Annotated in this window: 28 protein-coding genes and 1 riboswitch; of the genes, 15 read left to right on the top strand and 13 right to left on the bottom strand. The window is 72.3% G+C overall.

All coding sequences use genetic code 11. The annotated features are described in order from the left end of the window. Window positions 1-96 precede the first annotated feature (96 nt). Window positions 97-828, top strand: coding sequence for a PaaX family transcriptional regulator C-terminal domain-containing protein (locus ABD296_RS34255; RefSeq protein WP_344276989.1), 732 nt, complete (start codon window positions 97-99; stop codon window positions 826-828). Window positions 829-835: 7 nt separating this feature from the next. Here ABD296_RS34255 and ABD296_RS34250 read toward each other — a convergent pair whose 3' ends face one another. Beyond that, the gene (locus ABD296_RS34250; protein WP_344276986.1) at window positions 836-1,549 is read right to left on the bottom strand and encodes an SDR family oxidoreductase; all 714 of its coding nucleotides are present in this window, start codon (window positions 1,547-1,549) and stop codon (window positions 836-838) included. 82 nt (window positions 1,550-1,631) lie between these two features. Here ABD296_RS34250 and ABD296_RS34245 point away from each other — a divergent pair, with 82 nt between their 5' ends. Next, window positions 1,632-2,012 (top strand): winged helix-turn-helix transcriptional regulator, encoded by a 381-nt coding sequence (locus ABD296_RS34245; RefSeq protein ID WP_344276983.1) that lies wholly within the window; start codon window positions 1,632-1,634, stop codon window positions 2,010-2,012. Between the two features lie 25 nt (window positions 2,013-2,037). Here ABD296_RS34245 and ABD296_RS34240 read toward each other — a convergent pair whose 3' ends face one another. Next, window positions 2,038-2,478: a DUF732 domain-containing protein gene (locus ABD296_RS34240; protein WP_344276981.1), complete on the bottom strand. Its 441-nt coding sequence runs from the start codon at window positions 2,476-2,478 to the stop codon at window positions 2,038-2,040. A gap of 252 nt (window positions 2,479-2,730) precedes the next feature. On the opposite strand from ABD296_RS34240, the gene ABD296_RS34235 reads away from it, so the two are divergent. After that, window positions 2,731-4,149 (top strand): amino acid permease, encoded by a 1,419-nt coding sequence (locus tag ABD296_RS34235; RefSeq protein WP_344276978.1) that lies wholly within the window; start codon window positions 2,731-2,733, stop codon window positions 4,147-4,149. Here ABD296_RS34235 and ABD296_RS34230 read toward each other — a convergent pair. The 4 genes from ABD296_RS34230 to ABD296_RS34215 form a co-directional block, all read right to left on the bottom strand. Next, window positions 4,136-4,555 carry an acyl-CoA thioesterase gene (locus ABD296_RS34230; protein WP_344277056.1) on the bottom strand — a complete coding sequence of 140 codons (420 nt, stop codon included), beginning with the start codon at window positions 4,553-4,555 and terminating at the stop codon, window positions 4,136-4,138. The two genes, ABD296_RS34235 and ABD296_RS34230, sit on opposite strands and share 14 nt — an antisense overlap. Window positions 4,556-4,610: 55 nt before the next feature. Continuing rightward, window positions 4,611-5,891 carry an outer membrane protein assembly factor BamB family protein gene (locus ABD296_RS34225; protein WP_344276975.1) on the bottom strand — a complete coding sequence of 427 codons (1,281 nt, stop codon included), beginning with the start codon at window positions 5,889-5,891 and terminating at the stop codon, window positions 4,611-4,613. Window positions 5,892-6,031: 140 nt separating this feature from the next. Continuing rightward, window positions 6,032-7,018 (bottom strand): CPBP family intramembrane glutamic endopeptidase, encoded by a 987-nt coding sequence (locus ABD296_RS34220; RefSeq protein WP_344276972.1) that lies wholly within the window; start codon window positions 7,016-7,018, stop codon window positions 6,032-6,034. Between the two features lie 152 nt (window positions 7,019-7,170). Beyond that, window positions 7,171-7,806, bottom strand: a complete 636-nt coding sequence (locus ABD296_RS34215; RefSeq protein ID WP_344276969.1) for an MBL fold metallo-hydrolase — start codon at window positions 7,804-7,806, stop codon at window positions 7,171-7,173. Between the two features lie 92 nt (window positions 7,807-7,898). Here ABD296_RS34215 and ABD296_RS34210 point away from each other — a divergent pair, with 92 nt between their 5' ends. Both ABD296_RS34210 and ABD296_RS34205 read left to right on the top strand, forming a co-directional pair. Further along, on the top strand, window positions 7,899-8,321 hold the full coding sequence (locus ABD296_RS34210) for a MarR family winged helix-turn-helix transcriptional regulator (protein ID WP_344276966.1): 423 nt from the start codon (window positions 7,899-7,901) through the stop codon (window positions 8,319-8,321). Window positions 8,322-8,412: 91 nt separating this feature from the next. Beyond that, complete coding sequence (locus ABD296_RS34205; protein WP_344276963.1) at window positions 8,413-9,531, top strand: tyrosine-protein phosphatase; 1,119 nt, start codon at window positions 8,413-8,415, stop codon at window positions 9,529-9,531. Here the strand turns inward: ABD296_RS34205 and ABD296_RS34200 are convergent. Together ABD296_RS34200 and ABD296_RS34195 are read right to left on the bottom strand one after the other, a co-directional pair. Further along, window positions 9,521-10,450 carry a LysR family transcriptional regulator gene (locus ABD296_RS34200; RefSeq protein WP_344276960.1) on the bottom strand — a complete coding sequence of 310 codons (930 nt, stop codon included), beginning with the start codon at window positions 10,448-10,450 and terminating at the stop codon, window positions 9,521-9,523. The genes ABD296_RS34205 and ABD296_RS34200 overlap by 11 nt on opposite strands. A 73-nt stretch (window positions 10,451-10,523) precedes the next feature. Beyond that, window positions 10,524-11,468 (bottom strand): DMT family transporter, encoded by a 945-nt coding sequence (locus tag ABD296_RS34195; RefSeq protein ID WP_344276957.1) that lies wholly within the window; start codon window positions 11,466-11,468, stop codon window positions 10,524-10,526. A 202-nt stretch (window positions 11,469-11,670) separates the two neighbouring features. Between ABD296_RS34195 and ABD296_RS34190 the strand changes: the two genes are divergently transcribed. Continuing rightward, a complete protein-coding gene (locus tag ABD296_RS34190; RefSeq protein WP_344276954.1) occupies window positions 11,671-12,654 on the top strand; it encodes an aldo/keto reductase in 984 nt (327 codons plus the stop codon). A 51-nt stretch (window positions 12,655-12,705) separates the two neighbouring features. Here ABD296_RS34190 and ABD296_RS34185 read toward each other — a convergent pair whose 3' ends face one another. The 3 genes from ABD296_RS34185 to ABD296_RS34175 are packed head-to-tail and all read right to left on the bottom strand — an operon-like array spanning window position 12,706 to window position 16,342. Further along, the gene (locus ABD296_RS34185; RefSeq protein WP_344276951.1) at window positions 12,706-13,002 is read right to left on the bottom strand and encodes a hypothetical protein; all 297 of its coding nucleotides are present in this window, start codon (window positions 13,000-13,002) and stop codon (window positions 12,706-12,708) included. A gap of 59 nt (window positions 13,003-13,061) precedes the next feature. Then, the gene (locus ABD296_RS34180) at window positions 13,062-14,060 is read right to left on the bottom strand and encodes a ribonucleotide-diphosphate reductase subunit beta (RefSeq protein ID WP_344276948.1); all 999 of its coding nucleotides are present in this window, start codon (window positions 14,058-14,060) and stop codon (window positions 13,062-13,064) included. Further along, window positions 14,060-16,342, bottom strand: a complete 2,283-nt coding sequence (locus tag ABD296_RS34175) for a ribonucleoside-diphosphate reductase subunit alpha (RefSeq protein ID WP_344276946.1) — start codon at window positions 16,340-16,342, stop codon at window positions 14,060-14,062. The genes ABD296_RS34180 and ABD296_RS34175 overlap by 1 nt, the downstream gene beginning before the upstream one ends. Window positions 16,343-16,435: 93 nt before the next feature. Then, a riboswitch (cobalamin riboswitch) is annotated at window positions 16,436-16,663 on the bottom strand. Window positions 16,664-16,770: 107 nt separating this feature from the next. On the opposite strand from ABD296_RS34175, the gene ABD296_RS34170 reads away from it, so the two are divergent. From ABD296_RS34170 to ABD296_RS34155, 4 genes are all read left to right on the top strand, one after another. Then, window positions 16,771-17,382 carry a hypothetical protein gene (locus ABD296_RS34170; protein ID WP_344276944.1) on the top strand — a complete coding sequence of 204 codons (612 nt, stop codon included), beginning with the start codon at window positions 16,771-16,773 and terminating at the stop codon, window positions 17,380-17,382. A 76-nt stretch (window positions 17,383-17,458) separates the two neighbouring features. Further along, window positions 17,459-18,175, top strand: coding sequence for a YcnI family copper-binding membrane protein (locus ABD296_RS34165; RefSeq protein WP_344276941.1), 717 nt, complete (start codon window positions 17,459-17,461; stop codon window positions 18,173-18,175). Continuing rightward, a complete protein-coding gene (locus tag ABD296_RS34160; RefSeq protein WP_344276938.1) occupies window positions 18,172-18,711 on the top strand; it encodes a copper resistance CopC family protein in 540 nt (179 codons plus the stop codon). The genes ABD296_RS34165 and ABD296_RS34160 overlap by 4 nt, the downstream gene beginning before the upstream one ends. A gap of 74 nt (window positions 18,712-18,785) precedes the next feature. Continuing rightward, the gene (locus tag ABD296_RS34155) at window positions 18,786-19,553 is read left to right on the top strand and encodes a group II truncated hemoglobin (protein ID WP_344276936.1); all 768 of its coding nucleotides are present in this window, start codon (window positions 18,786-18,788) and stop codon (window positions 19,551-19,553) included. A 10-nt stretch (window positions 19,554-19,563) separates the two neighbouring features. On the opposite strand, the gene ABD296_RS34150 is transcribed toward ABD296_RS34155, so the two are convergent. Beyond that, entirely contained in the window at window positions 19,564-20,259 is a 696-nt protein-coding gene (locus tag ABD296_RS34150) for an FMN-dependent NADH-azoreductase (RefSeq protein ID WP_344276933.1), read from the bottom strand. Between the two features lie 76 nt (window positions 20,260-20,335). Between ABD296_RS34150 and ABD296_RS34145 the strand changes: the two genes are divergently transcribed. After that, window positions 20,336-21,256 carry a sigma-70 family RNA polymerase sigma factor gene (locus ABD296_RS34145; RefSeq protein WP_344277053.1) on the top strand — a complete coding sequence of 307 codons (921 nt, stop codon included), beginning with the start codon at window positions 20,336-20,338 and terminating at the stop codon, window positions 21,254-21,256. On the opposite strand, the gene ABD296_RS34140 is transcribed toward ABD296_RS34145, so the two are convergent. Further along, window positions 21,159-21,800, bottom strand: a complete 642-nt coding sequence (locus ABD296_RS34140; protein ID WP_344276930.1) for a class I SAM-dependent methyltransferase — start codon at window positions 21,798-21,800, stop codon at window positions 21,159-21,161. The two genes, ABD296_RS34145 and ABD296_RS34140, sit on opposite strands and share 98 nt — an antisense overlap. Before the next feature lie 45 nt (window positions 21,801-21,845). Between ABD296_RS34140 and ABD296_RS34135 the strand changes: the two genes are divergently transcribed. From ABD296_RS34135 to ABD296_RS34120, 4 genes are all read left to right on the top strand, one after another. Next, on the top strand, window positions 21,846-22,019 hold the full coding sequence (locus ABD296_RS34135; protein ID WP_344276927.1) for a hypothetical protein: 174 nt from the start codon (window positions 21,846-21,848) through the stop codon (window positions 22,017-22,019). 136 nt (window positions 22,020-22,155) lie between these two features. Then, window positions 22,156-23,838, top strand: coding sequence for an AMP-binding protein (locus tag ABD296_RS34130; RefSeq protein WP_344276924.1), 1,683 nt, complete (start codon window positions 22,156-22,158; stop codon window positions 23,836-23,838). Beyond that, on the top strand, window positions 23,835-25,478 hold the full coding sequence (locus tag ABD296_RS34125; protein WP_344276921.1) for an AMP-binding protein: 1,644 nt from the start codon (window positions 23,835-23,837) through the stop codon (window positions 25,476-25,478). The genes ABD296_RS34130 and ABD296_RS34125 overlap by 4 nt, the downstream gene beginning before the upstream one ends. A 57-nt stretch (window positions 25,479-25,535) precedes the next feature. Continuing rightward, the coding region (locus ABD296_RS34120) for a GAF domain-containing protein (protein WP_344276918.1) at window positions 25,536-26,202 on the top strand (667 nt) is incomplete at its 3' end.

Here is a 26,202-nt window from a genome sequence, read left to right as displayed (position 1 = left end):
ACTTCCGTTTCACACGATGGAAGACTGTAATCTCACCGTCCGCCGCTCCGGTCCGCGCGTCCCGCCGGGCCGCACCGGATAAAGTCCCGAACAGCCATGGACACGCTGGAGATCCGCCCCCTCACCGCCCGCTCGGTCGTGCTGAGCACCCTGCTGGGCGTCCATCCGCCCCGGCTCCCCGCCCGCTACCTGGTCCGCGCCGGCGACCTGTTCGGCATCGCCGAGGGGACCATCCGGGTCGCCCTCTCCCGCATGGTCACCTCCGGCGACCTCGTCCAGTCCGACGGCATGTACGCCCTCACCGACCGGCTCCTGCAGCGCCAGGCCCGGCAGGACGAGTCGCGCCGCCCCCGCACCCGCCCCTGGGACGGCTCCTGGGAGATCGCCGTGATCACCGCCGAGCGCCGCCCGGCCGCCGACCGCGCCGCGCTCCGCCAGGCGATGTCCGCGCTCCGCCTCGCCGAACTGCGCGAGGGCACCTGGCTGCGGCCCGCCAACCTCGTCCGGCCGCGCCCCGAGACGGTCGTCCGGCAGTGCACCTTCCTCGACGGCCGCCCGGAGGCGGACCCCGCCGCCCTCGCCCGGACCCTCTGGGACCTCGACGGCTGGACGGCCACGGCCCGCGCCCTCCGCGCGTCCATCGCGGAGGCCGGCACGATCGCCGAGCGCTTCACGCTCGCCGCCGCCGCCCTGCGCCACCTGCTGGACGACCCGCTTCTCCCGCCCGGCCTGCTGCCGCCCGACTGGCCGGGCCCCGCCCTCCGCACCGCCTACGAACGCTTCGAGAAGGACTTCGCCGACCTCCTGACCAGCGAAGTCCTCACCTAGACCCGGCTCACGGCCCGGTCAGGACGCGGAACCCGGCGTCCACCGGGATGCGGGCGCCGGCCACCGCGGGCAGCGACCCGTCCACCACCGCGGCGATCACCGCCGCGACGTCGTCCGGCTCGACCGGCCGGCCGAGGACGGACCGCCCGGCCAGCGACGCCTCCAGCTCCGGCGTCCGCGCGGCGGCGGACCCCTCGGTGCGCACCGCGCCCGGCGCCACCACGTTGGCCGTCACCGGGCACGCCTCGGCCGCCACGTAGCGGGCGAAAACGTCGAGCGCGGCCTTCGCGGTGGCGTGGGCGGCCGCCCCCGGACGGGTGAAGTCGGCGCTGAGACTGGACACGTACACGATCCGTCCGCGCTCCGGCATGCGCTCGAGGGCGGCCCAGGTGACGTGGTAGACGGCGGCCAGCTCGTCGTGCACCTTGCCCATGAACGTCTCCCACGGCATCGACCGGACCGGGCCGAACGGCGGGGTGATGTTGGCGTTGCACACCAGGGCGTCCACCGGCCCGCAGGCGGCGACGAGCCGCGCCACGTCGTCCGGGTCGCGGACGTCCGCGCGCACGGCGGTCCCGCCGGTCTCCGCGGCGACGCGCTCGGCGGCCTCCCGGTCGCGGTGGTAGTTGACGACGACGCGGTATCCGCGCCGGGCGAGCTCCCGGGCCGTGGCGGCGCCGATGCCCCGGCCGCCGCCGGTGACGAGTGCGACTGGTTCCATGGCCGCCACGCTAAGGGCCTGGACTAACCTTTCGTAAGTACATACCTCGACGTAAGCCTTGGAAGAGAAGGTAGGTGCCCTGGTGGACGACGTCTTCCGGCGGGACTGTCCCGCGCGCATGGTGCTCGACCATGTGGCACGCCGCTGGGGCGTCCTCGTCCTGACCTCGCTGGACGCCTCCGACCTGCGGTTCTTCGAGCTGCGGAACCGGATCGAGGGGGTCAGCGAGAAGATGCTGTCCCAGACGCTGCGGACGCTCCAGCGGGACGGCCTGATCGTCCGGACGGTGGAGCCGACCGTCCCGCCGTCCGTCACGTACGGCCTGACGCCGCTGGGACGCGGCATCACCGCGTCCCTGCGCACGCTCACCGGCTGGATCCGCGACAACGCCTCCGAGATCATCGAGGCCCAGCGGACCTACGACGCGGCCGACGGCCAGAAGGCGGCGGGTGGCCCTTCCTAGGCTCCGCCCGGCTGGCGGAGCCCGGTCAGCAGCCGGTGTGGGTCGTCGTCCAGTCGTTCAGGAAGGTCTGGACGTGGTACGGGTAGATGCCGCCGTCCGTCAGGTAGGCGTAGGCCGTGGAGTAGTCCTCTCCGCAGGTGGCGTGACCGGCCTTGATCGCCCAGTCGTCCGGGGCCTTGATGCCGTCCGCGGCGATCAGCGAGAGGAAGTTCGCGTCCTCGTCGTTGCCGGGAGTCGGCGGCGGGACCACCACGGTGTGCTGCGGCGCGGGCCGGGTGACGGTGACGGTCGGCCGTGGCTTGGCCGCTTGATGGGATGCGGACGGCGTGGCCGCGGGCGCGGACTGGGCGGCCCGGCCCGCCGTGTGCGAGCCGCCGTTGTTCACCGCGACGAACGCGACGACGCCGGCGACGATCACGATCACCGCCGCCACTGTGGCCACTGCCGCTACGACGAATTTCTTCATGTCGTGCTCCGTTGGGCCGTTGCGAGGGGGAATGCCGGCGGGTCCCGCCCATCCCCTCGCGCTGGGCGAGGCCCAACTGGTCCCAGCCTACGCGCGGGGTGCGCCCCGTCACATCGGTCGGCCCATGACTCGAAAGCAACGCCTGTCCGGTCTTTCAACTGCGGTAACGGACATGGGCGGCGGCGGCCGGTTCATGGGACGCGCGGGCGGGCACATGATCTTCGGCGGCAACGGTGCCTGGGAGGTGGCTGCATGCCCTCGGTCCTGGACGGGATGGTCCGGCGCAAGCCCATCGAGCAGATCGACGACGAGACGGGCGGCGCGGGCCTCACCCGGACGCTGGGGCTGTGGCAGCTGACCGCGATCGGGGTCGGCGGCATCATCGGCGCCGGGATCTTCTCGCTCGCCGGCGCGGTGGCCAACGAGAAGGCCGGCCCGGCGGTGCTGATCTCGTTCCTGGTCGCGGGGATCGCGAGCGCGGCGGCGGCGTTCTCCTACGCCGAGTTCGCCGGGCTGATCCCGAAGGCGGGCTCGGCGTACACCTACGGGTACGCGGTGCTCGGCGAGTTCACCGGGTGGGCGATCGGCTGGGACCTGCTGCTGGAGTACACCGCGATCGTGGCGGTGGTCGCGATCGGCATCTCCGGCTATTTCGACGACCTGCTCGGGTTCATGCACGTCGACCTGCCGCTGTGGATGAGCGGGGCGCCCGGCACCGAGCCGAAGGGCGTCGCGGACGGCAGCTACAAGGTCAACCTGATCGCGGTCCTGCTGTGCCTGCTCATCGCGTGGGTGCTGAACCTCGGGATGAAGAACGCGGCGCGGTTCGAGACGTTCCTGGTCTACCTGAAGGTCGCCATCGTCCTGCTGGTGATCGTGGTCGGGGTCTTCAAGATCCGGTCGGGGAACTACTCGCCGTTCTTCCCGTTCGGCCTCTCCGGGGCCTTCACCGGCGCCGCGACCGTGTTCTTCGCGGTCTTCGGATACGACGCGATGTCGACTGCGGCGGAGGAGTCGAAAGAGGCGCGCAAGCACATGCCGAAAGCGATCCTGTATTCGCTGGCGATCGCGATGGTGCTGTACGTCATGGCCTGCCTGGTGCTGACCGGAATGGTCGACTACCGGGACATCAACCCGAACGCGGCGTTCTCGTCGGCGTTCAAGTCGGTCGGTCTGGACACGGTCGGCATCATCATCGCGATCGGCGCGATCCTGGGCGTGCTGACGGTGCTGTTCACGTTCATGATGGGCGCGACCCGGGTGTGGTTCTCGATGAGCCGGGACGGGCTGCTGCCCGGCTGGTTCGCCAGAACGCATCCGACCCGGCACGTGCCGACCCGGATCACCTGGATCCTGGGCGCCGCGTCCGCCGTCATCGCGGGGTTCCTGCCGATCGCGGAGGCGGCGGAGCTCACCAACATCGGGATCCTGCTGGCGTTCATCGTGGTGTGCATCGCCGTCATCGTGCTGCGCTACCGGCACCCCGAGCTGCCGCGCGAATTCCGGACCCCCGGAATGCCGGCCGTCCCCGCCATCGGGATCGTCTTCTCGGTCTGGCTCATCACGTTCCTGCAATGGCAGACGTGGGTGCGGTTCGTGGTGTGGTTCGTCATCGGCTGCGTCATCTACTTCGCCTACAGCCGCCGCCATTCGCTCCTCAACCGGGAGTGACCACCAGCTTGCTCATCTCGGCGCGCATCGGGCCGGCGATCGGCACGGGCCGGCGGGTCTCCCGGTCCACGAACACGTGCACGAAGTGGCCCTCGGCGATGAGCGCGTCGTCCGACGCCCGGTACATCCCGATCTCCCAGCGGACGCTGGAGTTGCCGAGCTTGCCGATCCGCAGGCCGAGCCGGATCGTGTCCGGGAACGCCACCTCGGCCTTGTACTGGCAGTGCGACTCCACGCACAGCGCGATGCACGGCGCGTCCAGCGGCGCGAACCCCGCCTTGGTGATCATCCACTCGTTGATCGCGGTGTCCATCAGCGAGTAGTGCACGGCGTTGTTGACGTGCCCGTAGACGTCGTTGTCCTTCCAGCGCGTCGGCACGCCGACCTGGTGCGGGTAGTCGCTCATCACGCGCGCCAGTCTATGTACCCGCCGGTAACACGCAGCACGGCGCCCTCCGGGGTCAGCGCAGGGACATGACGCCGGCGGCGGTGCGGACGTACAGGACGCCGTCGCCCGGGACGATCACCTGCGCGTCCTCCTCGTAGGCGCACTCCTCGTCGAAGTACCCCGTCTCCTCCTTGTCGAGGATCGGCTCCCCCAGATCGAACTCCCACCGGACGTCCCCGGACGCGGCGTCGAGCGCGAGCACCCGGCCCTCGCGCACGGCCATGTAGACGACCCCGTCCGCGAGGACGGGAGAGCCCGCGCCGGTACCGGGCAGCGGGCGCGTCCACCGGACGGCCCGCCCGGCGATGTCGATGGCGGTCAGCGCCTTGGCGAACGAAGGCTCGCCTCGGCCCCCGCCGCCTCGGCGGTTCACCGCGGCGAACACCGTCCCGTCCGCCACCGCCACCGCGCCGGCCGGCGTCTCCAGCATCCGGTGGCTCCAGCGGATCTCCCCGGTGCGCGGATCCTGGCCGGTGATCGCCCCTTCGTACGGGTGTGGCCCCCGGTCGACCGGCATCCACACCAGGCCTTCGGCGACCACGGCGTGGACGGCCCTGGTCACGTCCCGGGCTTCGTACTCCCCGTCCAGGTCGTCGAAGTCGTCGTCCATCTCGTCGGGGTCGACGTCCGGGTTCCCATCGAGGTCGGTGACCTGGCCGGTCAGCGGGTCCAGGCGCATCACGCCGCCGTGGACGTGCTCGATCTCGAAGCCGCCCGGGACGTGGACGGAGCCGTCGGGGCCGACCGCCGGAACCGTCTGGACGCGACCGGTCGCGCCCGCCGCGTGCCAGAGCGGCGCCAGGTCCGGCAGGCCGAACACCCTGATCCCGGAGTTGAGGCCGTACAGCAGGAGGGTGTCGCCGACCACGGCCGGGTACCCGCCTCCCGGCACCGTTCCGGTGAGCTCTCCCGTCGCGAGGTCGTGGATCCTGACCTTCCGGCTGAGGTCCGCGTAGTACTCGAACGTCCCGTCCTCGGTCTCGGCCACGAACACCCGGTCGCGCCACACCGCCACCGCCATGGTGAGCACGTCCGGCCACTCGCCGTTCTCGTCCTGCACCCAGAGCTCGGCGTTCTCTCCTGGCACGCGCCAGCGCGTCTCACCGGTGCTCGCGTCGAACGTGTACACCGTGCCGGCGATGTCGGCGACGACCAGCGCGTCACCGGCGAGGACCGGCGGGCAGAGCACCGGCGCCGCCGTCCGGGCTAGCCGGGACGCGTTCGGCGCCTCCGGAAGCCCGGACACCCCGTACACGCCGGTCCGTCCGTCGTCCCCGTAGTGCGCCACGACCATGCCATCTCCTCCGAAGGATCACGCTGAGACGTCTCGGGCCCGCACCCCCCTGAGCGCGCCCGCCGAAGGGGAGGATAGGCCCGCAGCTCTTCGTCTCGACTACGGAATGGAACAGGTCGACGACGAAACGTGCGGCGGGGTCAGTCGCGGGGGCCGCGGTACCCGAGGCGGCCCCGGGTGACCACGAGAAGGACGAGGGCTGCGGCGCCGTAGCCGATGGCGCCTCCGGTCAGCATCCAGGAGCCCTCGGCATGGGGGAACAGCTCCGGCAGGACGATGCTGGCGACGGTGTTGTTGGTCGCGTGCAGCACCAGCGCGGCCGGCAGGCTCTCCCTGGTGTGGTTGAACACCCAGGTGATCAGGTAGCTGATCGCCACGGACATGAACAGGAAGGCGCCCAGCGTCGTCCACCAGTGGACGGTGTCGGGACGGGTGCCGCCGAGCGACCAGTGCGTGAAGAACAGCGGCAGGTGCCAGAGGCTCCACACCACGCCGAGGAACAGGGTGCCCAGGACCGGGCCGTGGCGCCGCTGCAGCAGCGGGAGCGCGAAGTCGCGCCAGCCGGGCTCCTCGGCCAGACCGGTCGTCACCACCTGCAGCAGGAGCAGGGGCAGGAACGCGGCCAGGACTATCGCGGAGGGCGCCTTGAGGGTGGCGGCGGCACCGGGCAGCAGCAGTGCGCCGCCCACCAGCAGCGCCGGGACGCCCGTCAGCACGATCACGTACCAGTACCAGCGGACCCGCAGCCTCAGCAGCCGGCGCCGCCAGTCGCGCAGCCCGGCCCGGCCGCCGGTGATCGCCGTGACCACCAGCGCCGACCCGAGCGGCCCGATGTACGCCCCGGGCAGGACGCCCGGGATCTGGCTGTCGCCCAGGAGCGCGGGGAACCGGAAGTCCAGGACGCCGAGCCCGTCGGCGGACAGCACGTACGGCAGCCAGGCCAGCCAGCTCGCCGCGTACGCCAGGACGAAGAACGCCATCAGCGGGTGCCGCCGGACGAGCCCGAACGGCCCGCGCCGGGGCGGTGGCGACGCCGGGGCGCCCACGGGGAACTCGAGCGTGCCCACGTGGCGCGGCGCGTAGCCCCGGACGTGGACCGGTATGTCTTGCCGGGTGGGCATGCTCATCGGTCGGATCCTCCGTTGGCAGGGGGTGATTTCGATGTGAACATCGCATCACCGACCGCCCCCTCGGGTCCCTCCCGCCATCTGCTCGAATCCGCCACCGGCGCGCTGGAGGCGGACGGTACAGCAGGCTGGAACGCGGGTTCCGGCCCCGCTCAGAGTTCGGTGCTCTTCCCCGGCGCGAGGAGGGACATCGTGAGGCCGGTCAGGCCCTCCAGGAACATGGCGGCCGAGTTCTGCCCGAGGTCGCTGAGCATCAGCTCGTGGATCTGCAGCAGCCGGGTCGGCCGGACGCTCCGGACGTAGTCGACCGCGTCCCCGAGCTTGGTCCACGGCCCGCTGGTGGGCAGCAGCAGCGTCTCGATCGGGACGTCCGGCACGTAGTAGGCATCGCCCGGGTGGTACACCCGGCCGTCGATCAGGTAGCCGGAGTTGTCCACGAGCGGGATGTCCGGGTGGATCAGCGCGTGCTGCTCGCCGTGCACGGTCACGGCGAAGTCGCCGATGGCCAGCGCGTCGCCGTCGGCGACGGCCCGGACCCGCCCGCCGTGGTCGCCCAGCTTCTCCCGCACCGCCGCCGGCCCGTAGACGTGCAGGTCGGGACGCTTCTCCAGGGCCGCGCCGAGCAGCGCGTCGTCGAAGTGGTCGAAGTGCTCGTGCGTGATCAGGACGGCGTCGGCGGCCGCGACGGCGGACTCCGCGTCCGGCGTGAACGTGCCGGGGTCCAGCACGATCGTCGTGTCCTCCTTCTCCAGGACGACGCAGGCGTGGGCGTGCTTGGTCAACTGCATGGCGATCTTCCTTATTTGAGCAGCAAAGGTGTACAGCCACAACTGTACACCTTTGCTGTGTAGGATGATCGGGGACGCCCCCGGAGGACCCCATGACGAACCACGACCACCTCGCCGAACGGCTGCGGACGTCCATCGCCGGGCTCGTCCGCACGACCCGCGCCCGAGCCGACGCGCTGCCTCCCCCGCTCGCCCAGACGCTCGGCCTCCTCGACCGCGAGGGCGAGGCGGGCATCGCCTCCCTCGCCCAGCGGCGCGGCGTCCGCCACCAGAGCCAGAGCCGCACGGTGAAGGACCTCGAAGACCTCGGCTACGCCCGCCGCCACGCCAACCCCCACGACGCGCGCGGCGTCGTCATCGCCCTCACCCCCGAAGGCCGGGCCGCCCTCGACCGCGACCGCGAGGCCCGCCGCGACTGGCTCGCCACCGCGATCGCCACGACACTGACCCCCGAAGAACAGGACCGCCTGGCCGAACTCCCCGCCCTCCTCGACCGCCTGACCGGCCACCATTGACGTCTGCTCCGGCAGGTGTTGCTTCCGCAACCACCCGGACGCCACCTTCCGTCCATCTCCGGTTGCCCGCGCGCCCCTAGTTTCGGTCCACGTGTTCAACCGTAAAAATGCAGCCCGATTCGGCACCACCGCGCTGGCGGGCGCGCTGCTGACCGCCGGCGCCGTCACCCCCGTCCCCGCGCTGGCCTCCGAAACGGGCGCCCACGCCCCGGCCCGGCACCAGGCCGCGCGGCAGATCCCGTTCACCGCCGCGAACGTCACCCAGAACGACGACGGCTCCTTCACCATCGCCTGGACGTCCCCGGGCGTCCACCGCGTCCAGGTGTACGCGGGCACCACGCGGGACCGCATCTCCCACCGGCGCCCCGTCGCCACCGGATCGGGCAGGGCGACCATCACCGTCCGGGGCCTCGGCAGGGCCGACCGGTGGTGGTTCGAGCTGGTGCCCGACCGCGGCGGGTCCCTGACCCTCGCCGACCGGTCGCTGCACCTGGCGTCCGCCCCCAACCTGCGCGACGCGGGCGGTTACCGCACCGCCGACGGGCACTGGGTGCGCATGGGCGTCCTCTACCGCTCGGGCGACCTCGGCCGCCTCACCGGCGCCGACGTCGCGAAGCTGAAGCGCCTCGGCCTCCGCACCGTCTACGACCTGCGCACGCCCACCGAGCAGGCCGCGTCCCCCGACCGCCTGCCCGCGGGCACCAGGACGGTCACGGCGAACGTGTCGGGCACCGCGGACACCAACATCTCGATCACGACCCCCGAGGCCGCCGCGCAGCTCATGGTCGACGGAGAGAAGGGCATGGTGTCCTCGGACACGGGCCGGGCCGCCTACCGCTCCCTGCTGGGCGCCGCCGGCGACCGGACGTCCGCCGCCCTCCTGTACCACTGCACCGCCGGCAAGGACCGCACCGGCTGGGCCTCCGCCGCGATACTGACCGCGCTCGGCGTCCCCCGCGACACCGTCATGCACGACTACCTGCTCAGCAACACCTACCGGGCCGCCGAGAACGCGGCCACGCTGGCGCAGTTGCCGGAGGCGCAGCGGGCGATCTACAAGCCGCTCCTCGACGTCCGCCCCGAGTACCTGAACTCCGGGTTCGACGAGGTCGAAGCCAAGTACGGCTCGTTCGACCGCTACCTCGCCCAGGGCCTGGGACTGACCTCCCACGACCTGCGCGACCTGCGCGCCCAGCTCCTCACCGGCTGACCGACCCCTGACCGGCCGGGGCGTGGAGCAGGTCCAGGACGTGGCGTAGGTCCGGGCGCTTGGCGGTGCCCGCCAGGCTCACGGTGTAAATGGTCCGCGAGACGGGGTGGACGAGGGGGTGGAGGCTCAGGGCCGCACTGGTCTCCGGCAGGGCCATGCGGGGGATCAGGGCGGCGCCCGCTCCTGCCGCGACCAGGGCGGTCAGCACGGAGAAGTCACTGCTGCAGGCGCGGACGTCCGGGACGAAGCCGGCGGTGCCGCAGGCTCGCTGGATCATCTCCTGGCACGAGGTCTCCGGCCCGGGCGTCAGCCACGGCACGTCCGACAGGCGGGACAGATCCGCGGGCTGTCCGGCGGTCAGTCGCAGTGCCTCGGCCTGGCGGGGGTGCAGGGCGAGCAGCACCGGCTCCTCCATCAGGACGGCCTGCTCGCATGCGGCGGGGAAGTTGCGCGGCAGCACCGTGTAGCTGTGCACCACAGCGAGGTCGGTGGAGCGCTTGCGCAGCTGGTCGAGGGCCTCCTCGGGCTCCAGGACGGAGAGTCGCAGCGAAGGGGCCGGGGAAGCGTCCGTATCGGCCAGGCGCTGCCAGAGGGGCGCGATGAGGGTGCGGGCGGCGGAGGGGAAGGCGGCGATCCGCACGATGCCGTGCCGGCCGGTCTGCAGGGCGGCCAGGCCGGACTCGGCCGCCGCGAGTTCCGCCAGGATGATCTCGGCGTGGGCCACCAGCAGCTCGCCGGCCGCGGTCAGCCGCAGCGTGCGGCCGACCTTCTCCACCACGGGCGTGCCCGCCTCTTTCTGCAGGGCGGCGAGGTGCTGGGAAACGGCCGGTGGCGTCAGGTGCAGGGCCTCGGCGGTGGCTGCGACGGTGCCATAGGCGGCCAGGTGCTGGAGGATCCGCAGACGGCGAACGTCGAGCACGAACGGGCTCCTTACTCGGATGGCTCGGATCGGGACGGCAGCTCCCAGTGTGTCCCGGGGACCGGCAGAACCTTCACCGTGTCGGCGCCGGGCGGCCGGCCGGCTGATCGGTCGCGGCCTCGGGAGCGTCGCCGTCCGCGCCGGGAGGTGGAGCCGCCCTGCTCCGGTGGATGAGGATCACCCCTGCCGCGCTGACCGCGCCGCCCACCAGCTCGATGGGGTGGGGCACCTCGCCGAGCCAGCCATAGGAGACGATCAGCGCCACCGGCGGCACCAGGTACAGGGCCGCCGTGGAGGCCGCGAGCGGCAGGCGGGCGACGGCGTAGGCCCAGATGACGAAGCCGAGCGCGGACGGCAGCAGGCCCAGGTACACCGCGGAGGCCAACGCGTCCGCCGGTGCGTGGAGGGTCGCGGGCCACGCGGCGGGGACCAGGGGCAGGGCGAAGACGGTTCCCGCGACCATCGCGTAGGTGGCGACCTCCAGGCCGGTGTAGCGGCGGAGCAGGGGCTTGGTCGCGAAGTGGTACGTCCCCTGGACGACGGCGGCGGCCAGGACGATGAGGGCCGAGACGGTGAATCCGCCGGTGCCCTCGGCCAGGCCGACGATGGCCGCGCCGGCGAGTGCGACGACACTGCCGACGATGACGGTGCGGGTCGGCCGCTCCTCCAGGAGCAGGCTTCCCAGCAGGACGCTGAAAACGGGGGCGGTCGCGATCAGCAGGCTCGCGGTCCCGGCCTCCACCTGGACCTCACCCCAGTTGAGCAGTACCTGGTAGGCGGTGATGCCGGTGGCTCCGCACAAGGCGATCATCGGGAGGTCGCGGCGCCGCGGCGGACGCACCTTGGCCAACGGGGCGGCCAGGATGAGCGCCATGGCCGCGATCACGATCCTCAGGAACGACAGCGCCGCCACACCGAGGCCGTCGATGCCGACCCGGATGGCGGGGAAGGCCGAGGCCCACAGCACGACGGTGCCCGCCAGAGCGAGAACGTGGGCGGAACCGAAGCGGGAAAGCATGCCGCCACCGTCCCCCACCCCGCAGAAAAAGGTCCAGTTACCTTTTGCTGCAAAAAGATTTAGCAAGACTTACGCAAGGGCGCGCCAACGCCCAGGCAGCAGGCTGGCCCTCCGGAGCCTAGGCATCGGCGGGCACTGGTTGGCCGGGGGCGCGCGGGGCAGGGTGGAGGCACATCCATGAGAGACAAGAGGTGACTTTTCAGTGCGCTATCGCACCCTTGGAACGAACGGGCCGCAGGTGTCGGTGGTGGGGTTCGGCGCGATGACCGTGGCGCCGGTCTACGGCGGCGTCGAGGAGCGCGACGCTACCGAGACGCTCCTGGCCGCGTTGGACGCCGGTGTCACGTTCGTCGACACCGCCGACATCTACGGCGCCGGGTACAGCGAGACCCTGATCGGCCGCACGCTGGAGAAGCGGCGGGACGAGTACGTGCTGGCCACCAAGTTCGGCGGGAACCAGGACGCGAACGGCATCCTGATCCCCGGGATGGGCCGGCCCGAGTACGTCCGGCAGGCCCTGGACGCCAGCCTGTCGCGGCTCCGCACCGACCACGTGGACCTGTACTACCTGCACCGGCTCGACCCCACGACCCCGATCGAGGAGACGGCCGGGGCGCTCGGCGAGCTGGTCCAGGCGGGGAAGATCGGCGGGTACGGGCTGTCGGAGGTGTCCGCGCGGACGCTGCGGCGCGCCCACGCCGTCCACCCCGTGAGGGCGTTGCAGACCGAGTACTCGCCGTTCCAGCGGGCGCCGGAGGACGAGCTGATCCCGGCGTGCGCGGAGCTGGGCATCGCGTTCGTCGCCTACAGCCCGCTCGGGCGCGGGCTCCTCGGCGGCCAGGTCCGCGCGGCGGACGATCTCGAGGCGGGCGACTGGCGGCGGAACAACCCGCGCTTTCAGGGCGGCAACCTCGAACGCAACGTCTCGCTGGCGGACCGGGTGGCCACGCTCGCCGCCGAGCAGGGCGTCACGTCGGCGCAGCTGGTGCTGGCCTGGCTGGTGGACCGGGGCGCGCTGCCGATCCCGGGGACGCGGAAGGCCGCCAACGCCCGCGCCAACGCGGCCGCCGGCGATCTCGCGCTGGACGCGTCGGCGTTCGAGCGGCTGGAGGAGATCGTCCCGCCGGACGCGGTCGCGGGCGCGCAGGGCAACGAGTCGTACCTGGCCAACCTCGACACCGCGTGACCCGCACGGGACGGCCCGCTCCGGCATGCCGGGGCGGGCCGTCCGTGCACGTCAGCGGCGAGGGCCGCCGCGCAGGCGGGACAGGAGCTTGCGAGCCTTCTCCTGGTTGCGCGGGTCGCTGATGAGCTGCTCCGCCTTCGCGCGCGCCTTCTGGGCCTGCGGGCTGCGGGCCAGCTGTTCGGCCTTGGCCCGCGCCTTCTGCCCCTGAGGGCCGTGAGCGAACTGCTCCGCCTTCGTGCGGGCCTTCTGAGCCTGGGGGCTATGGGCGAACTGCTCCGCCTTCGCCCGGGCCTTCTGCCCCTGCGGTCCCCGGACGAACTTCATGATCCGGTCGATGAGAGAAGCCACGTTCTTCCTCCTCGGCCTAGCTTCTCCCAGTTCAACGAGCACCCGGGCCGGAAAGTTCGTCAGAACGCCTCGTCGAACGCGACGCTGCCCTCCACGCCGATCTGGTAGGCCGAGACGCGGCGCTCGAAGAAGTTCGACAGCTCCTGGACGTCCTGCAGCTCCATGAACGCGAACGGGTTGGCCGTCCCGTAGCGGACGGGCAGGCCGAGGCGGACGAGGCGCTGGTCGGCGACGTACTCCAGGTAGGCGCGCATGTCGTCCGCGCCCATCCCGGGCAGGCCGTCGCCGCACAGGTCGCGGGCGAAGGCCAGCTCCGCCTCGACCGCCTCCTCCAGCATGGCGGTGACCTGCGCGGTCATCTCCGCGTCGAACAGGCCGGGTTCTTCGGCCCGGACGGTGTCGACGACGGAGAACGCGAAGGCCATATGGGCGCTCTCGTCCCGGAAGACCCAGTTGGTCCCGGACGCGAGGGCGTTCAGCAGCCCGCGGGAGCGCAGCCAGTAGACGTAGGCGAACGCGCCGTAGAAGAACAGGCCCTCGATGCAGGCGGCGAAGCAGATCAGGTTGAGCAGGAACGCGCGCCGGTCGGCGGCGGTGCTCAGCTCGTCGAGCGAGCCGAGCGCGTCGATCCACCGGAAGCAGAATCGCGCCTTCGCCCGGATGGACGGGATGTGCTCGATCGCCGCGAACGCGCGGGCCCGCTCGTCCTGGTCGGGCAGGTAGGTGTCGAGGAGGGTCAGGTAGAACTGGACGTGCACGGCCTCCTCGAACAGCTGCCGCGACAGGTACAGCCGAGCCTCGGGCGCGTTGACGTGCTTGTAGAGGTTGAGAACGAGGTTGTTCGCCACGATCGAGTCGCCGGTGGCGAAGAACGCGACCAGCCGGTTGACCAGGTGCCGTTCGGCCGGCGTGAGGCGGGCGAGGTCCGGCAGGTCGGAGGCGAGGTCGATCTCCTCGACCGTCCAGGTGTTGCGGATCGCGGCGCGGTAGCGCTCGTAGAAGTCGGGGTAGCGCATGGGCCGCAGGGTCAGGTCCATGCCCGGGTCGAGCAGCGGCATTATTGGCAGGCCTCGCAGGTCTCGGGGTTCTCCAGGGAGCAGACCGCCGCGGCGACGGTCGTCTGCGCGATCCGCGTGGCGGGGCGGGAGCGCAGGTAGTAGGTGGTCTTGAGGCCGCTGCGCCACGCGTAGGCGTACATCGAGGACAGCTTCCCGATCGTCGGGGTCTCCATGAACAGGTTCAGCGACTGGGACTGGTCGATGTACGGGGTGCGGGCGGCGGCGAGGTCGATGAGCGCCTTCTGCGGCAGTTCCCAGGCCGTCCGGTAGAGGCTGAGCATCTCCTCCGGCAGGTCGACCAGGCCCTGGATCGAGCCGTTGGCGCGCTTGATCGCCTCGCGGACGGCGTCGTTCCACAGCCCGAGCGATTTCAGGTCGTCGACGAGGTAGCCGTTGATCTGCAGGAACTCGCCGGAGAGCGTCTCGCGCTTGAACAGGTTGGACACCTGCGGCTCGATGCACTCGTAGCAGCCAGCGATGGACGCGATCGTGGCGGTCGGCGCGATCGCGATCAGCAGCGAGTTGCGCAGGCCGACGTCGGCGATGCGGGCGCGGAGCGCGTCCCATTCGGCGGGACGGGTCGGCGCGGCGTCCGGGAAGTGGTCGAGGTGCAGCTTCCCGCGCGCGGTGCGGGTCTCGGCGTAGGCCGGAAGCGGCCCGTGCGCCTCCGCGAGGTCGGCGGACGCGGCATAGGCGGCGAGCGCGATCTCCTCGGCGATCCGGGTGGACAGCTCGCGGGCCTCGGCGGAGTCGAACGGCAGCCGCAGCGTGAAGAACACATCGGCGAGGCCCATGACCCCGAGCCCGACGGGACGCCATTTGCGGTTGGCCGTTTCCGCCTCGGGCGTCGGATAGAAGCCGCGGTCGATGGTGCGGTCCAGGAACCGGACGGCGGTCCGGACGGTCGCGCGCAGCCGGTCCCAGTCCACCCCGGACGGCGAGACGTGCGCGGCCAGGTTCACCGACCCGAGGTTGCACACGGCCGCCTCGTTGTCCCCCGTGACCTCCAGGATCTCGGTGCACAGGTTGGACAGGTGGACGGTCCGGCCCGGCTCGGCGGTCTGGTTGCAGGCCCGGTTCGCGGCGTCCTTGAAGGTCATCCACCCGTTGCCGGTCTCCGCCAGCGTGCGCAACATCCGCCCGTACAGCTTGCGGGCCGGGACCTGCCGGACGTACCGGCCCTCCTTTTCGGCCGCCCGGTACGCGGCGTCGAAGGCGTCGCCCCACAGGTCGGTCAGCTCCGGGACCTCCTTCGGGTCGAACAGCGACCACGTCTCGTCCGCCTCGACGCGGCGCATGAACTCGTCCGGGATCCAGTTCGCCAGGTTCAGGTTGTGGGTGCGGCGCGCGTCCTCGCCGGTGTTGTCGCGCAGCTCGAGGAACTCCTCGACGTCGGCGTGCCACGGCTCCAGGTACACGCAGGCGGCGCCCTTGCGGCGGCCGCCCTGATTGACGGCGGCGACGGACGCGTCGAGGGTGCGCAGCCACGGGACGATCCCGTTCGAGTGCCCGTTCGTCCCCCGGATCAGCGACCCGCGCGAGCGGACCCGCGTCCAGGAGATCCCGATCCCGCCCGCGTACTTGCTGAGCCGCGCGACCTGCCCGTACCGCTCGTAGATCGCCTCCAGCTCGTCGCGCGGCGAGTCCAGCAGGAAGCAGGACGACAGCTGCGGGCGGCGGGCCGCGGAGTTGAACAGCGTCGGTGAGCTGGGCAGATACGACAGCGTGCTGAGCAGCCCGTACAGCTCCGCCGCCTCGTCCACGCTCTCGGAGAGCCCGACGGCGACGCGGAGCAGGAAGTGCTGCGGGCGCTCCAGGACGAGCCGGGTGCGCGGATGCCGCAGCAGGTAGCGGTCGTAGAGGGTGCGGAGCCCGAAGTACCCGAACCGGTCGTCCGCGTCCTCGTCGATGAGCGCGTTCAGGGCCGCGGCGTTGGCGGCGACGAACGCGGCGGGGCCGTCCGCGAGGAGGCCCTCGGCGTGCGCGGCGGCGACGGACCCGGCGAACGTCCGGACGCCGGCCTCGGCCGCCTCGTCGCGGACGCGGGCGGCCAGCAGCCGCGCGGCGACCCGGGAGTACCCCGGCTCCACCGCGACGAGCGCGGCGGCCTCCCGGGTCGCCAGGTCGCGCAGGTCGGCGGCGCTCGCGCCGGCGCCGCCCCGGACCGCGCCGAGCACCCGTTCCGGCGCGGTCCCCTCGATGCCGGCGCAGGCCGCCGCGACCTCGGCGGCGATCCCCCCGGTGGCGGCCGCCTCCGCCGGAGCCCGCATGGTGACTGTCACGTTCTCTCCCTCGTGAGCCGGCCTCGCGAGGGCGTGCGAACGGGCGCGACGGCATGCTGCCGCGCACCGTCCCCCGGCTCACCCGCGAAGCCTCGGACGTACGGCGTGCATGGCAGGTCTTCGGACTCGCGGGCGCCCGCGCCTCCTGCCGGAGACGCGACCTACTGGCCGTCGCTTCCCGATCCGGTCGCCCGGTTCAGTGCCTGTGACGGCGGTCGTTCCCGCTCACCGCTGCGGGGCAGTCCCGGACTCTCACCGGGTTCCCTCTCACGACGCCCCCGCCGCGAGCGGCGGGGGCGAACCAGCACGGGGTTGAACCCTACATCTTGTTGATCCTCATTGCGCAACCCCAACATGTAGGGCGCGTCGGGACCGGTTCCCGGGGTCGGATGCGGCCGGCCGGACGGAGGTGGGACGATGTCCCCGTCATGTCCCCGCGTCCCCGGCAGCCGGTCTTCCGCACCGCGCGCGCAGTCGTCTTCGCGACCGTCTGCGTGTCGTTGGCGACCCTCGGCCACGCCCTGGCGTCGCACGAGCCGGTGCCCGGCTGGGCGGTGCTCGCCGGGTTCGGCGCGGTGCTGGTGGTCACGCTGGCGCTCGCGGGCCACGAGCGGTCCCTCCCGACGATCACGGGCGGGCTGCTCGGCGGGCAGTTCGCGCTGCACGCGCTGTTCACGGGCGCGACCGACGGCATGCGCCACTGCGAGGCCGCCGTCCAGGCGGGGCACGGCGCGGCGATGCCGATGCACGGCCCCGGCACCTCGATGACGCTCGCGCACTGCGCGGCGGCCGTGGTCGCGGCGTGGTGGCTGCGGCGCGGCGAGCGGGCCGCGTGGTCGCTGGCGCGGCGCGTGGCGTCCGCCGCCGACCGCCCGATCCGGCTGCTGCTCGCCCTGCTGCTCGTTGAACCGGCGGAGCGTCCGGTCCGTACCCCCGTGGTGCCGGTGGCGGCCGGCGCCATGGCCACGGGACGTGCGCTCCGGCACCAGGTCGTCCGGCGGGGACCCCCGCCGCGTTCGAGGGCGCTCGCTCACCTCTGAGCGGAGCGCCGTACGTCACCGGACGCCGGTCCCGGCGTGTCCGGTCCGACCCGTACGACTCGAACGGAGTTCCGTTTTGCCTTCCCTGTCGCACGCCCGCCGCCTGGGCGCGGTCGCGTCGCTGGCCGGCCTCGGCGTCATCGCGCTCGCCACCGCCGCGTCCGCGCACGTCACCGTCAACCCCAAGACCGCCGAGCAGGGCTCCTACGCCAAGATCTCGTTCCGGGTGCCGAACGAGGAGGACAAGGCCGACACGACCAAGCTCGTCGTCGACCTCCCCGCCGACCACCCGGTCTCGTCGGTGTCGGTCCGCCCCGTCCCCGGCTGGACGGCGAAGGTCGTGGAGTCCAAGCTCCCGGCGCCGGTCAAGACCGAGGGCGGCGAGCTGACCAAGGCCGTCACCCAGATCACCTGGTCCGGCGGGAAGATCGAACCCGGCCAGTTCCAGGAGTTCGACGTCTCGCTCGGCCCGCTGCCCACCAACACCGACACGATGACCTTCAAGGCCGACCAGACCTACTCCGACGGCCAGGTCGTCAAGTGGGAGCAGGACCCGGGCGACGGCTCGAACGAGCCCGAGCACCCGGCGCCCACGCTGAAGCTCACCCCGAAGGGCGCCGCCGACACCGCGGCCGCCGGGCTCACCGCGCAGTCGAAGCCCGCCGCCGCCAAGGCCGAGGCGGACTCGGACGACGGCACCGCGCGGGTGCTCGGCGGCGTCGGCATCGGCGTAGGCGTGATCGGCATCGCGGTCGGCGGCTACGGCCTGTCCCGCGCGCGGAGCCGGGCGTGACCCGGGCCGTCCGGCGCGCCGCCGCCGGGATCGCCGCCGCCGGCGCCGCGCTCGCCCTGACCGCGTCCCCCGCCTCCGCGCACACCTCGCTCACCGGGGCCAGCCCGGGGCAGGACGCGACGGTCGCGCCGCCCGCGCAGGTCGTCCTGACCTACGCGGACCCGGTGCAGCTGCCGCAGGTGGTGATCACCGACGCCAAGGGCGGCCGGCACGAGTCGGGCGCGCCGCAGGCGGTGGACAACAAGGTCACCGAGGCGGTGAAGGGCACGCTGCCGAACGGGGTCTACACGGTCGGCTGGCGCGTGGTGTCGCCGGACGGCCACCCCATCAGCGGTACCTACAAGTTCACCGTCACCGGATCGGCGGGCGCGGCACCGGCTGCGTCGGCCTCGGCGTCGGCCTCCAAGGCGTCCGGGCGGGCCTCGGACGGCTCGTCCGGGTGGCTGTGGATCGGCCTGATCGCCGCCGTCGTGGTGGTCGTGGGCGGCGGGTTCGCCTGGTACCGGCGCTCGTCGGGAGCTTCCGGCGAAAAATGATCATGGGGCTTCCGGTCGGGTGATTACAGGATTACATTGATGACCCGACCGGAAGCTCGCGCCTTGGGGGTTCAGTGATCGTCGAGTACATCCGCTACCGGATCGACCGGGCGAAGGCGGAGGAGTTCGAGGCCGCCTACGCGCGCGCCGCCGTCCCCCTCGCCGCCGCGCCGCAGTGCGTCGACTTCGAACTGTCCCGCTGCGTGGACGAGCCCGAGTGCTACATCCTGCGGATCTGCTGGACGTCCGCCGAGGACCACTCGCAGGGCTTCCGCTCCGGCGAGCACTTCCCCGCCTTCTTCGCCGAGATCAAGCCGTACGTCCAGCAGATCGAGGAGATGCGGCACTACGAGCGGACGCCCGTACGCGGCGCCGGCTCGTCCGTCCCGACGATGTACGACTGGGCCGGCGGCACGGAGGCACTGGAGAACCTCACCAAGGTCTTCTACGGCAAGGTCCTCAAGGACGAGCTGCTCATCCCGCTGTTCGAGCACATGCCCCCGGACCACCCCACGTGGGTCGCGATCTGGCTGAGCGAGGTGTTCCGCGGCCCCGACCGCTACAGCCAGGAGCGCGGCGGCTACCACCACATGGTCCGCCAGCACCTCGGCAAGGCGATCACCGAGGCGCAGCGCCGCCGCTGGGCGACCCTGCTCATGGACGCGGCGGACGAGGTCGGCCTGCCCGCCGACCCCGAGTTCCGCGCCGCGTTCGCGTCCTACATCGAGTGGGGTACCCGCATCGCGCTGGCCAACTCCCAGCCCGGCGCGACGCCGCCCCTCGAAGCGCCCATGCCGCACTGGGGCTGGGGCGTCGCCCCGCCGTACGTCCCGTCCAAGTGACCCGCCGCCGCTAGCGGGAGGCCAGTTCGGTCACGGCCTCCCGCGCCGCGGCGAGCGATTCCGCCGCCATTTCCCTGAACCGCGCCAGGTGCGGGACGAGGTCGGCGAGCGTCATTTCGGCGTTGACGAACTCCACGTCGTCGTCGGCGATGCCGAGATTGGCGAAGTAGGCGCGCAGATACGGCTCCTGGAAATCGAAGCCCTCGCGCGGCGCGCCGGGGCCGTAGGCGCCGCCGCGCGCGGTGACGACGACGATCCGCTTGCCGCGCAGCAGGCTCTGGCCGGTGTCCGGGTCGGAGTACGCGCCGGGAAAGGTGACCCGGTCGATCCACGCCTTCAGCGACGCGGACACCGAGAAGTTGTACATCGGCGCGCCGATCAGCACGGTGCCCGCGTCCCGGAACTGCTCGATCAGCGGAAGGGTCAGCGCCCATTCCCGCTCCTCGGCGCCGTTCTCGATGAGCGCGTCCACCTTCGCGGGCGGGACGTATCCGTTCCTCTCCACGCGGCGTCCCAGCGCGCAATAGGCCGCGGAAATCGGCGGCACCGGCTCGGCGACGAGGTCGCGGTACCGGTGTTCGGACGCGCCGTGCCGCTCCTTCCAGACCTCCGCGAACCGCGCGGACAGCCGCCGGGTGATCGAGTCGCCGGAGTGGCTGGAGTCCAGGTGCAGCAGCGAGGTGGCCTGGTCACGGGCCGATAGCATGAGTGAGCGCCCCTTCGTTCCGATGTCGTCCTTGGTTCCCACCGATATGACGACCCGCGACGACGAAAGGGGACCGATGGACGAGCAGGCGCTGGCCGAGCGGTTCGACGAGTGCCGCGGCCACCTGCGGGCGGTCGCGTACCGCATGCTCGGATCGCTGGACGAGGCGGACGACGCGGTCCAGGAGACCTGGCTACGGGCGTCCCGCGCGGGCGCCGGAGACGTCGCCAACGTGACGGGCTGGCTGACCACGATCGCCGGGCGGATCTGCCTCGACATGCTCCGGGCGCGGCGGCGCAGGGGCGAGGAGTTCGGCGGCCTCACCGGAGTCGAGCGGGCGGACGGCCGCGACCCCGAGGAGGAGGCGCTGCTCGCCGACGCGGTGGGGCTGGCGATGCTGGTCGTCCTCGACCGGCTGGCGCCCGCCGAGCGCGTCGCGTTCGTCCTGCACGACCTGTTCGCCGTGCCGTTCGCGGAGATCGCCGGGATCGTGGAGCGGACGCCCGCGACCGCGAAGAAACTGGCGAGCCGCGCGCGGCTGCGCGTGCACGGGGCGCCCGCGCTGCCCGCCGCCGACCTCGCGCGCCAGCGGAAGGTGGTGGAGGCGTTCCTCGCCGCGTCCCGCTCCGGCGACATGGACGCGCTGCTCGCGGTGCTGGCGCCGGACGCGTTCCGGCGGGCCGAGCCGGCGGCGGAGCTCCGGGGCGCCCACCGCATCGCCGGGGAGACCGCCGCCAACCCGGCGCGCGCCCGGAACGCCCGCATCGCCCTGGTCGACGGCGCGATCGGCCTGGTCGTCGCGCCGCGGGGCCGCCTCGCCGCCGTCCTCCAGATCACCGTCGAGGGCGACCGCGTCGCCGGCTACACCGTGATCGCCGACCCGCCGCGCCTCCGCCGCCTCACCCTCGCCGTCGCGGCTCCTTGCGGGCGAGGAGGTGGCCTTGGCGGTAGCGCTCGCCCTCGGCGGGCTCGCGGCGGAGCCGTCCGATCTCGGTGAAGCCGGCCTTCTCCACCAGTTCGGCGGCGGTGTCGATGGGCCAGCGGTGCGCGGGCGCCACCTTGTGGTCGAACGGGACGCACTCGGCGGTGTCGGAGGTGAAGAAGCCGAGCAGCAGGTGGCCGCCGGGCGCCAGCATCCGGTGGAAGGCGGCGAGCAGCTCCGGCACCTCCTCCGGCGGCGTGTGGATGATCGAGTACCAGGCCAGGACGCCGCCGAGCGAGCCGTCCGGCACGTCCAGCTCGGTCATCGGGGCCTGGTCGAACCGGACGCCCGGGTGCGCCGCGCGGGCGATCCGGATCATCTCGGCGGACACGTCCGCGCCGAACGCGTCGCAGCCGAGCGAGCGCAGGTGGCCGGTGAAGTGCCCGGGCCCGCAGCCGAGGTCGGCGACCGGCCCGGAATCCCGCGTGAGCTGCGCGAACGCGTTGATCATCGCGAGATCCAGCGGCCGGTCGAGGAACGTGGTGGTGAACAGGCGGGCGTAGAGGTCGGCGACACCGTCGTAGGCGGTACGGGTGCCGTCCAGGTGGGAGGCGGTCATGGACGACGACCCTACGGCGGCGGCACCGGGTGCGAGCATGGGGCCATGGCGAGGTCGATCGAGGAGCCGCGGAACGCGCGCAGCCGGCGGTCCCGGGGGGCGCTGCCGCGCGCGGCGCGCGAGCTCGTCGAGGAGCACGGCATGGCGGCGACGACCATGGCGGCCGTCGGCGAGCACATGGCGCGTCTTCTGCGGTCCACGTTCGTCGCGGGCGGGTAGGAAGCAGTTGCCGGGGGGTCTGGGGGGTCGCCCCTCCCAGATTGACTCGCCTACCCCCGTTCGGGGGTGGCGTGGGTCACTCGGGATGTCCGACCATGCCCCTGACCAGGTGTCCGTGCGGTGACGAGGAGAGATCATGCCCGCTGTCGAGTTCCGCGCGGCGCGCGACTTCCTGCTCGCGCATCGCGACGACCACGCGACCGCGTACGAGAAGTTCCGCTGGCCGGTGCTGACGGGGTTCAACTGGGCGCTCGACTGGTTCGACAAGATCGCCGAGGGGAACGACGCGCCGGCGCTGTGGATCGTCCAGGAGGACGGGGCGGAGGAGCGGTACTCGTTCGCGGAGATGGCGCGGCGGTCGAACCAGGTCGCGACCATGCTGCGGGCGGCCGGGGTGCGGCGCGGCGACCGGATCGTGCTGATGCTCGGCAACCAGGTCGAGTTGTGGGAGACGGTCCTCGCGGCGATGAAGCTCGGCGCGGTGCTGATCCCGTGCACGCCGCTGCTCGGCCCGGCGGATCTCCAGGACCGGCTCACGAGGGGCCGGGCCCGCCATGTGGTGGCGGCCTCGACGGATGCCGGGAAGTTCGACGGTCTGGAGGGCGAGTTCACGCGGATCGCGGTCGGCGAGCCGGTGGACGGGTGGCTGCGGTACGCCGACGCCTATGAGGGCGGTGACGAGTTGTCCCATTACGGGATGACGATGTCGTCGGACACGCTGCTGCTGTACTTCACGTCCGGGACGACGGCGCAGCCGAAGCTGGTCGAACACACGCACGCGTCCTACCCGGCCGGGCATCTGTCGACGATGTACTGGCTGGGGCTGCGGCCCGGGGACGTCCACCTGAACATCTCGTCGCCGGGATGGGCGAAGCACGCGTGGAGCAACATCTTCGCGCCGTGGAACGCCGAGGCGTGCGTGTTCATCTTCAACTACGCGCGGTTCGACGCCGACAGGCTGCTGGACGCGATGGAGCGGTGCGGCGTGACGAGCTTCTGCGCGCCGCCGACGGTGTGGCGGATGCTGATCCAGTCCGATCTCGGCCGGCTGGCGACGCCGCCGCGCGAGGTGGTCGCGGCGGGCGAGCCGCTGAACCCCGAGGTCATCCAGCGGGTGAAGGACGCGTGGGGCCGGACGATCCGCGACGGGTTCGGGCAGACCGAGACGACCGTGCAGATCGCCAACACGCCGGGCCAGGAGGTGAAGCCCGGCTCGATGGGACGTCCCGTGCCGGGCTACCAGGTGGTGCTGATCGACCCGCTGACCGGGGAGCAGGGCCAGGAGGGCGAGATCTGCCTCGATCTGGAGGACCGGCCGCTCGGGCTGATGACGGGCTACCACGGCGACGAGGCGCGCACCGAGGAGGCGATGGCGGGCGGTTTCTACCACACGGGCGACATCGGCTCCCGGGACGAGGACGGATACATCACCTATGTCGGGCGCGCGGACGACGTGTTCAAGGCGTCCGACTACAAGATCTCCCCGTTCGAGCTGGAGAGCGTGCTGATCGAGCATCCGGCGGTGGCCGAGGCGGCGGTGGTCCCGTCGCCGGACCCGGTGCGGCTCGCGGTGCCGAAGGCGTACGTGACGCTCGCGGCGGGCTGGGAGCCGACCGCGGAGACCGCGCAGGCGATCTTCGAGCACAGCCGGGCGCAGCTGTCGCCCTACAAGCGGGTGCGGCTGCTGGAGTTCGGCGAGCTGCCGAAGACGATCTCCGGGAAGATCCGCCGGGTGGAGCTGCGGACCGCGGAGATCGGCAAGCATCCCGGCGCGGACGACCGGCCGCCCGGCGAGTTCCGCGAGGAGGACCACCGATGACCCTCTCGTACGCGTCCGGCGTTTCGGCGACGCCGCTGCTCGGCGACACGATCGGCGCCAACCTGGATAAGACGGTCGCCGCGTTCGCCGACCGCGAAGCGCTCGTGGAGATGGCGACGGGCCGCCGCTGGACCTACGACCAGTTCGCCGCCGACGTCGACGCGGTCGCGCTCGGCCTGCGCGACCTCGGCGTGACGAAGGGCGACCGGGTCGGGATCTGGGCGCCGAACTGCGCGGAGTGGATGCTCGTCCAGTACGCGACGGCGAAGCTCGGCGCGATCCTGGTCAACATCAACCCCGCCTACCGGGTGCACGAGCTGGAGTTCGTGCTGAACCAGGCGGGCATCCGCACGCTCGTCGCGGCGGAGTCGTTCAAGACGTCCGACTACGCGGCGATGATCGAGGAGGTCCGGCCGCGCTGCGCCGGGCTGACCGACGTGATCCTCGTCGGCACCGGCGCCTGGGACGCGCTGGTGGAGACGGGCCGGGCCGGCGACCGGCACCTGCTGCACGGCATCGGCGAGGGCCTCGGCGCGGACGACCCGATCAACATCCAGTACACGTCGGGGACGACCGGCTTCCCGAAGGGCGCGACGCTGTCGCACCACAACATCCTCAACAACGGGTTCTTCGTCGGCGAGCTGTGCGGCTACGACGAGGAGGACCGGATCTGCGTGCCGGTGCCCTTCTACCACTGCTTCGGCATGGTGATGGGGAACCTCGCGGCGACCAGCCACGGCGCGTGCATCGTGATCCCGGCGCCCGCGTTCGACCCGAAGGCGACGCTGGACGCGGTCGCGGCGGAGCGCTGCACGTCGCTGTACGGCGTGCCGACGATGTTCATCGCGGTGCTGAACGAGCCGTCCGCCGACACCTTGGATTTGTCGTGCCTGCGCACCGGGATCATGGCCGGGTCGCCGTGCCCGGTCGAGGTGATGAAGCAGGTCATCGACCGCCTCGGGATGGCGGAGGTCGCGATCTGCTACGGCATGACGGAGACCTCGCCGGTGTCGACGCAGACCCGCGCGGGCGACTCCCTGGACCGCCGCGTCTCCACGGTCGGCACCGTCATGCCGCACCTGGAGATCAAGGTGATCGACCCGGAGACCGGCGTCACCGTCCCGCGCGGCACCCCCGGCGAGTTCTGCACGCGCGGCTACTCGGTGATGCTCGGCTACTGGGAGGAGCCGGACAAGACGGCCGAGGCGATCGACGCGGCCCGCTGGATGCACACCGGCGACCTCGCGGTCATGGACGACGAGGGCTACGTCAACATCACCGGCCGGATCAAGGACATGGTGATCCGCGGCGGCGAGAACGTGTACCCGCGCGAGATCGAGGAGTTCCTCTACACCCATCCCGACATCGTCGACGCGCAGGTCATCGGCGTCCCCGACGAGAAGTACGGCGAGGAGCTGATGGCGTGGGTGCGGCTGCGCCAGGACGCGCCGGACCTCACCGCCGAGGCGCTGCGCGCGTTCTGCCGGGGCAAGCTCGCGCACTTCAAGATCCCGCGGTATGTGCACGTCGTGGACGAGTTCCCGATGACCGTCACCGGGAAGATCCGCAAGGTGCAGATGCGCGCCGAGGCGGTGGACATCCTCGGGCTCGGCGACGTGGCCGCCCGCGAGCACGCGTGAGGTCGCGCCGGTGCGATTTCCGCGCGCGTGACCTTCCGTGATCGGCCGCCTGCGGGCATGCTGTCCACCATGGGCGACGACGCCGGGGCGGTCCGGTCGGCGGTGCTGACGCTGCACCGCACGACGGGCCTGCCCATGGTGTTCGGCGGCGCGCTCAGCGGCCGCGAGCGGCTGCGCATCACCGAGCTCGTCGGCAACACCACCGACTCGCTGAACGGCCTGGTCGTCCGGCACGGCAACGGGCTCGGCGGCAAGGCGATGGCGACGGGCCGGCCGATGTGGGTGAGCAACTACCCGTGCGCGGCGTCGATCAGCCACGACTACGACAAGCCGGTCGGGCGCGAGGGGCTGCTGTCGATCGTCGCGGTGCCGGTCGTGGTGCGGCGGCGCGTCCGCGGCGTGCTGTACGGGGCGCTGCGCGAGCCGCTGTCGCTCGCCGACCGGATCGTCGGCGCTGCCGTGCAGGCGGCCCGCGACCTGGAGCAGGACCTCGCCGTCCGCGACCGGGCCGACGAGGCGCTGGCGCGGACGCCCACCGTCCCGCCGGACGCGGCGGCGCGGTGGGAGGAGGTCCGCGCGGTGCACGCCGAGCTGCGGGCGCTGGCCGAGCAGGTGCACGACGCGCCGACCCGCGACCGGCTGCGCGCGCTGACGCTGCGGCTCGCCGCCGCCGGCCTCAAGCCGGCCGCGCCGCCGGAGCCGGCGGGCGGCCCGCCCCGTCCCG

This window comes from Actinomadura napierensis, assembly GCF_039529375.1.
In the GTDB taxonomy this organism is placed as follows: Bacteria; Actinomycetota; Actinomycetes; order Streptosporangiales; family Streptosporangiaceae; genus Spirillospora; species Spirillospora napierensis.
Note: the sequence above shows the minus strand (reverse complement) of the source record. Positions and strands in the feature narration are given on the sequence as shown.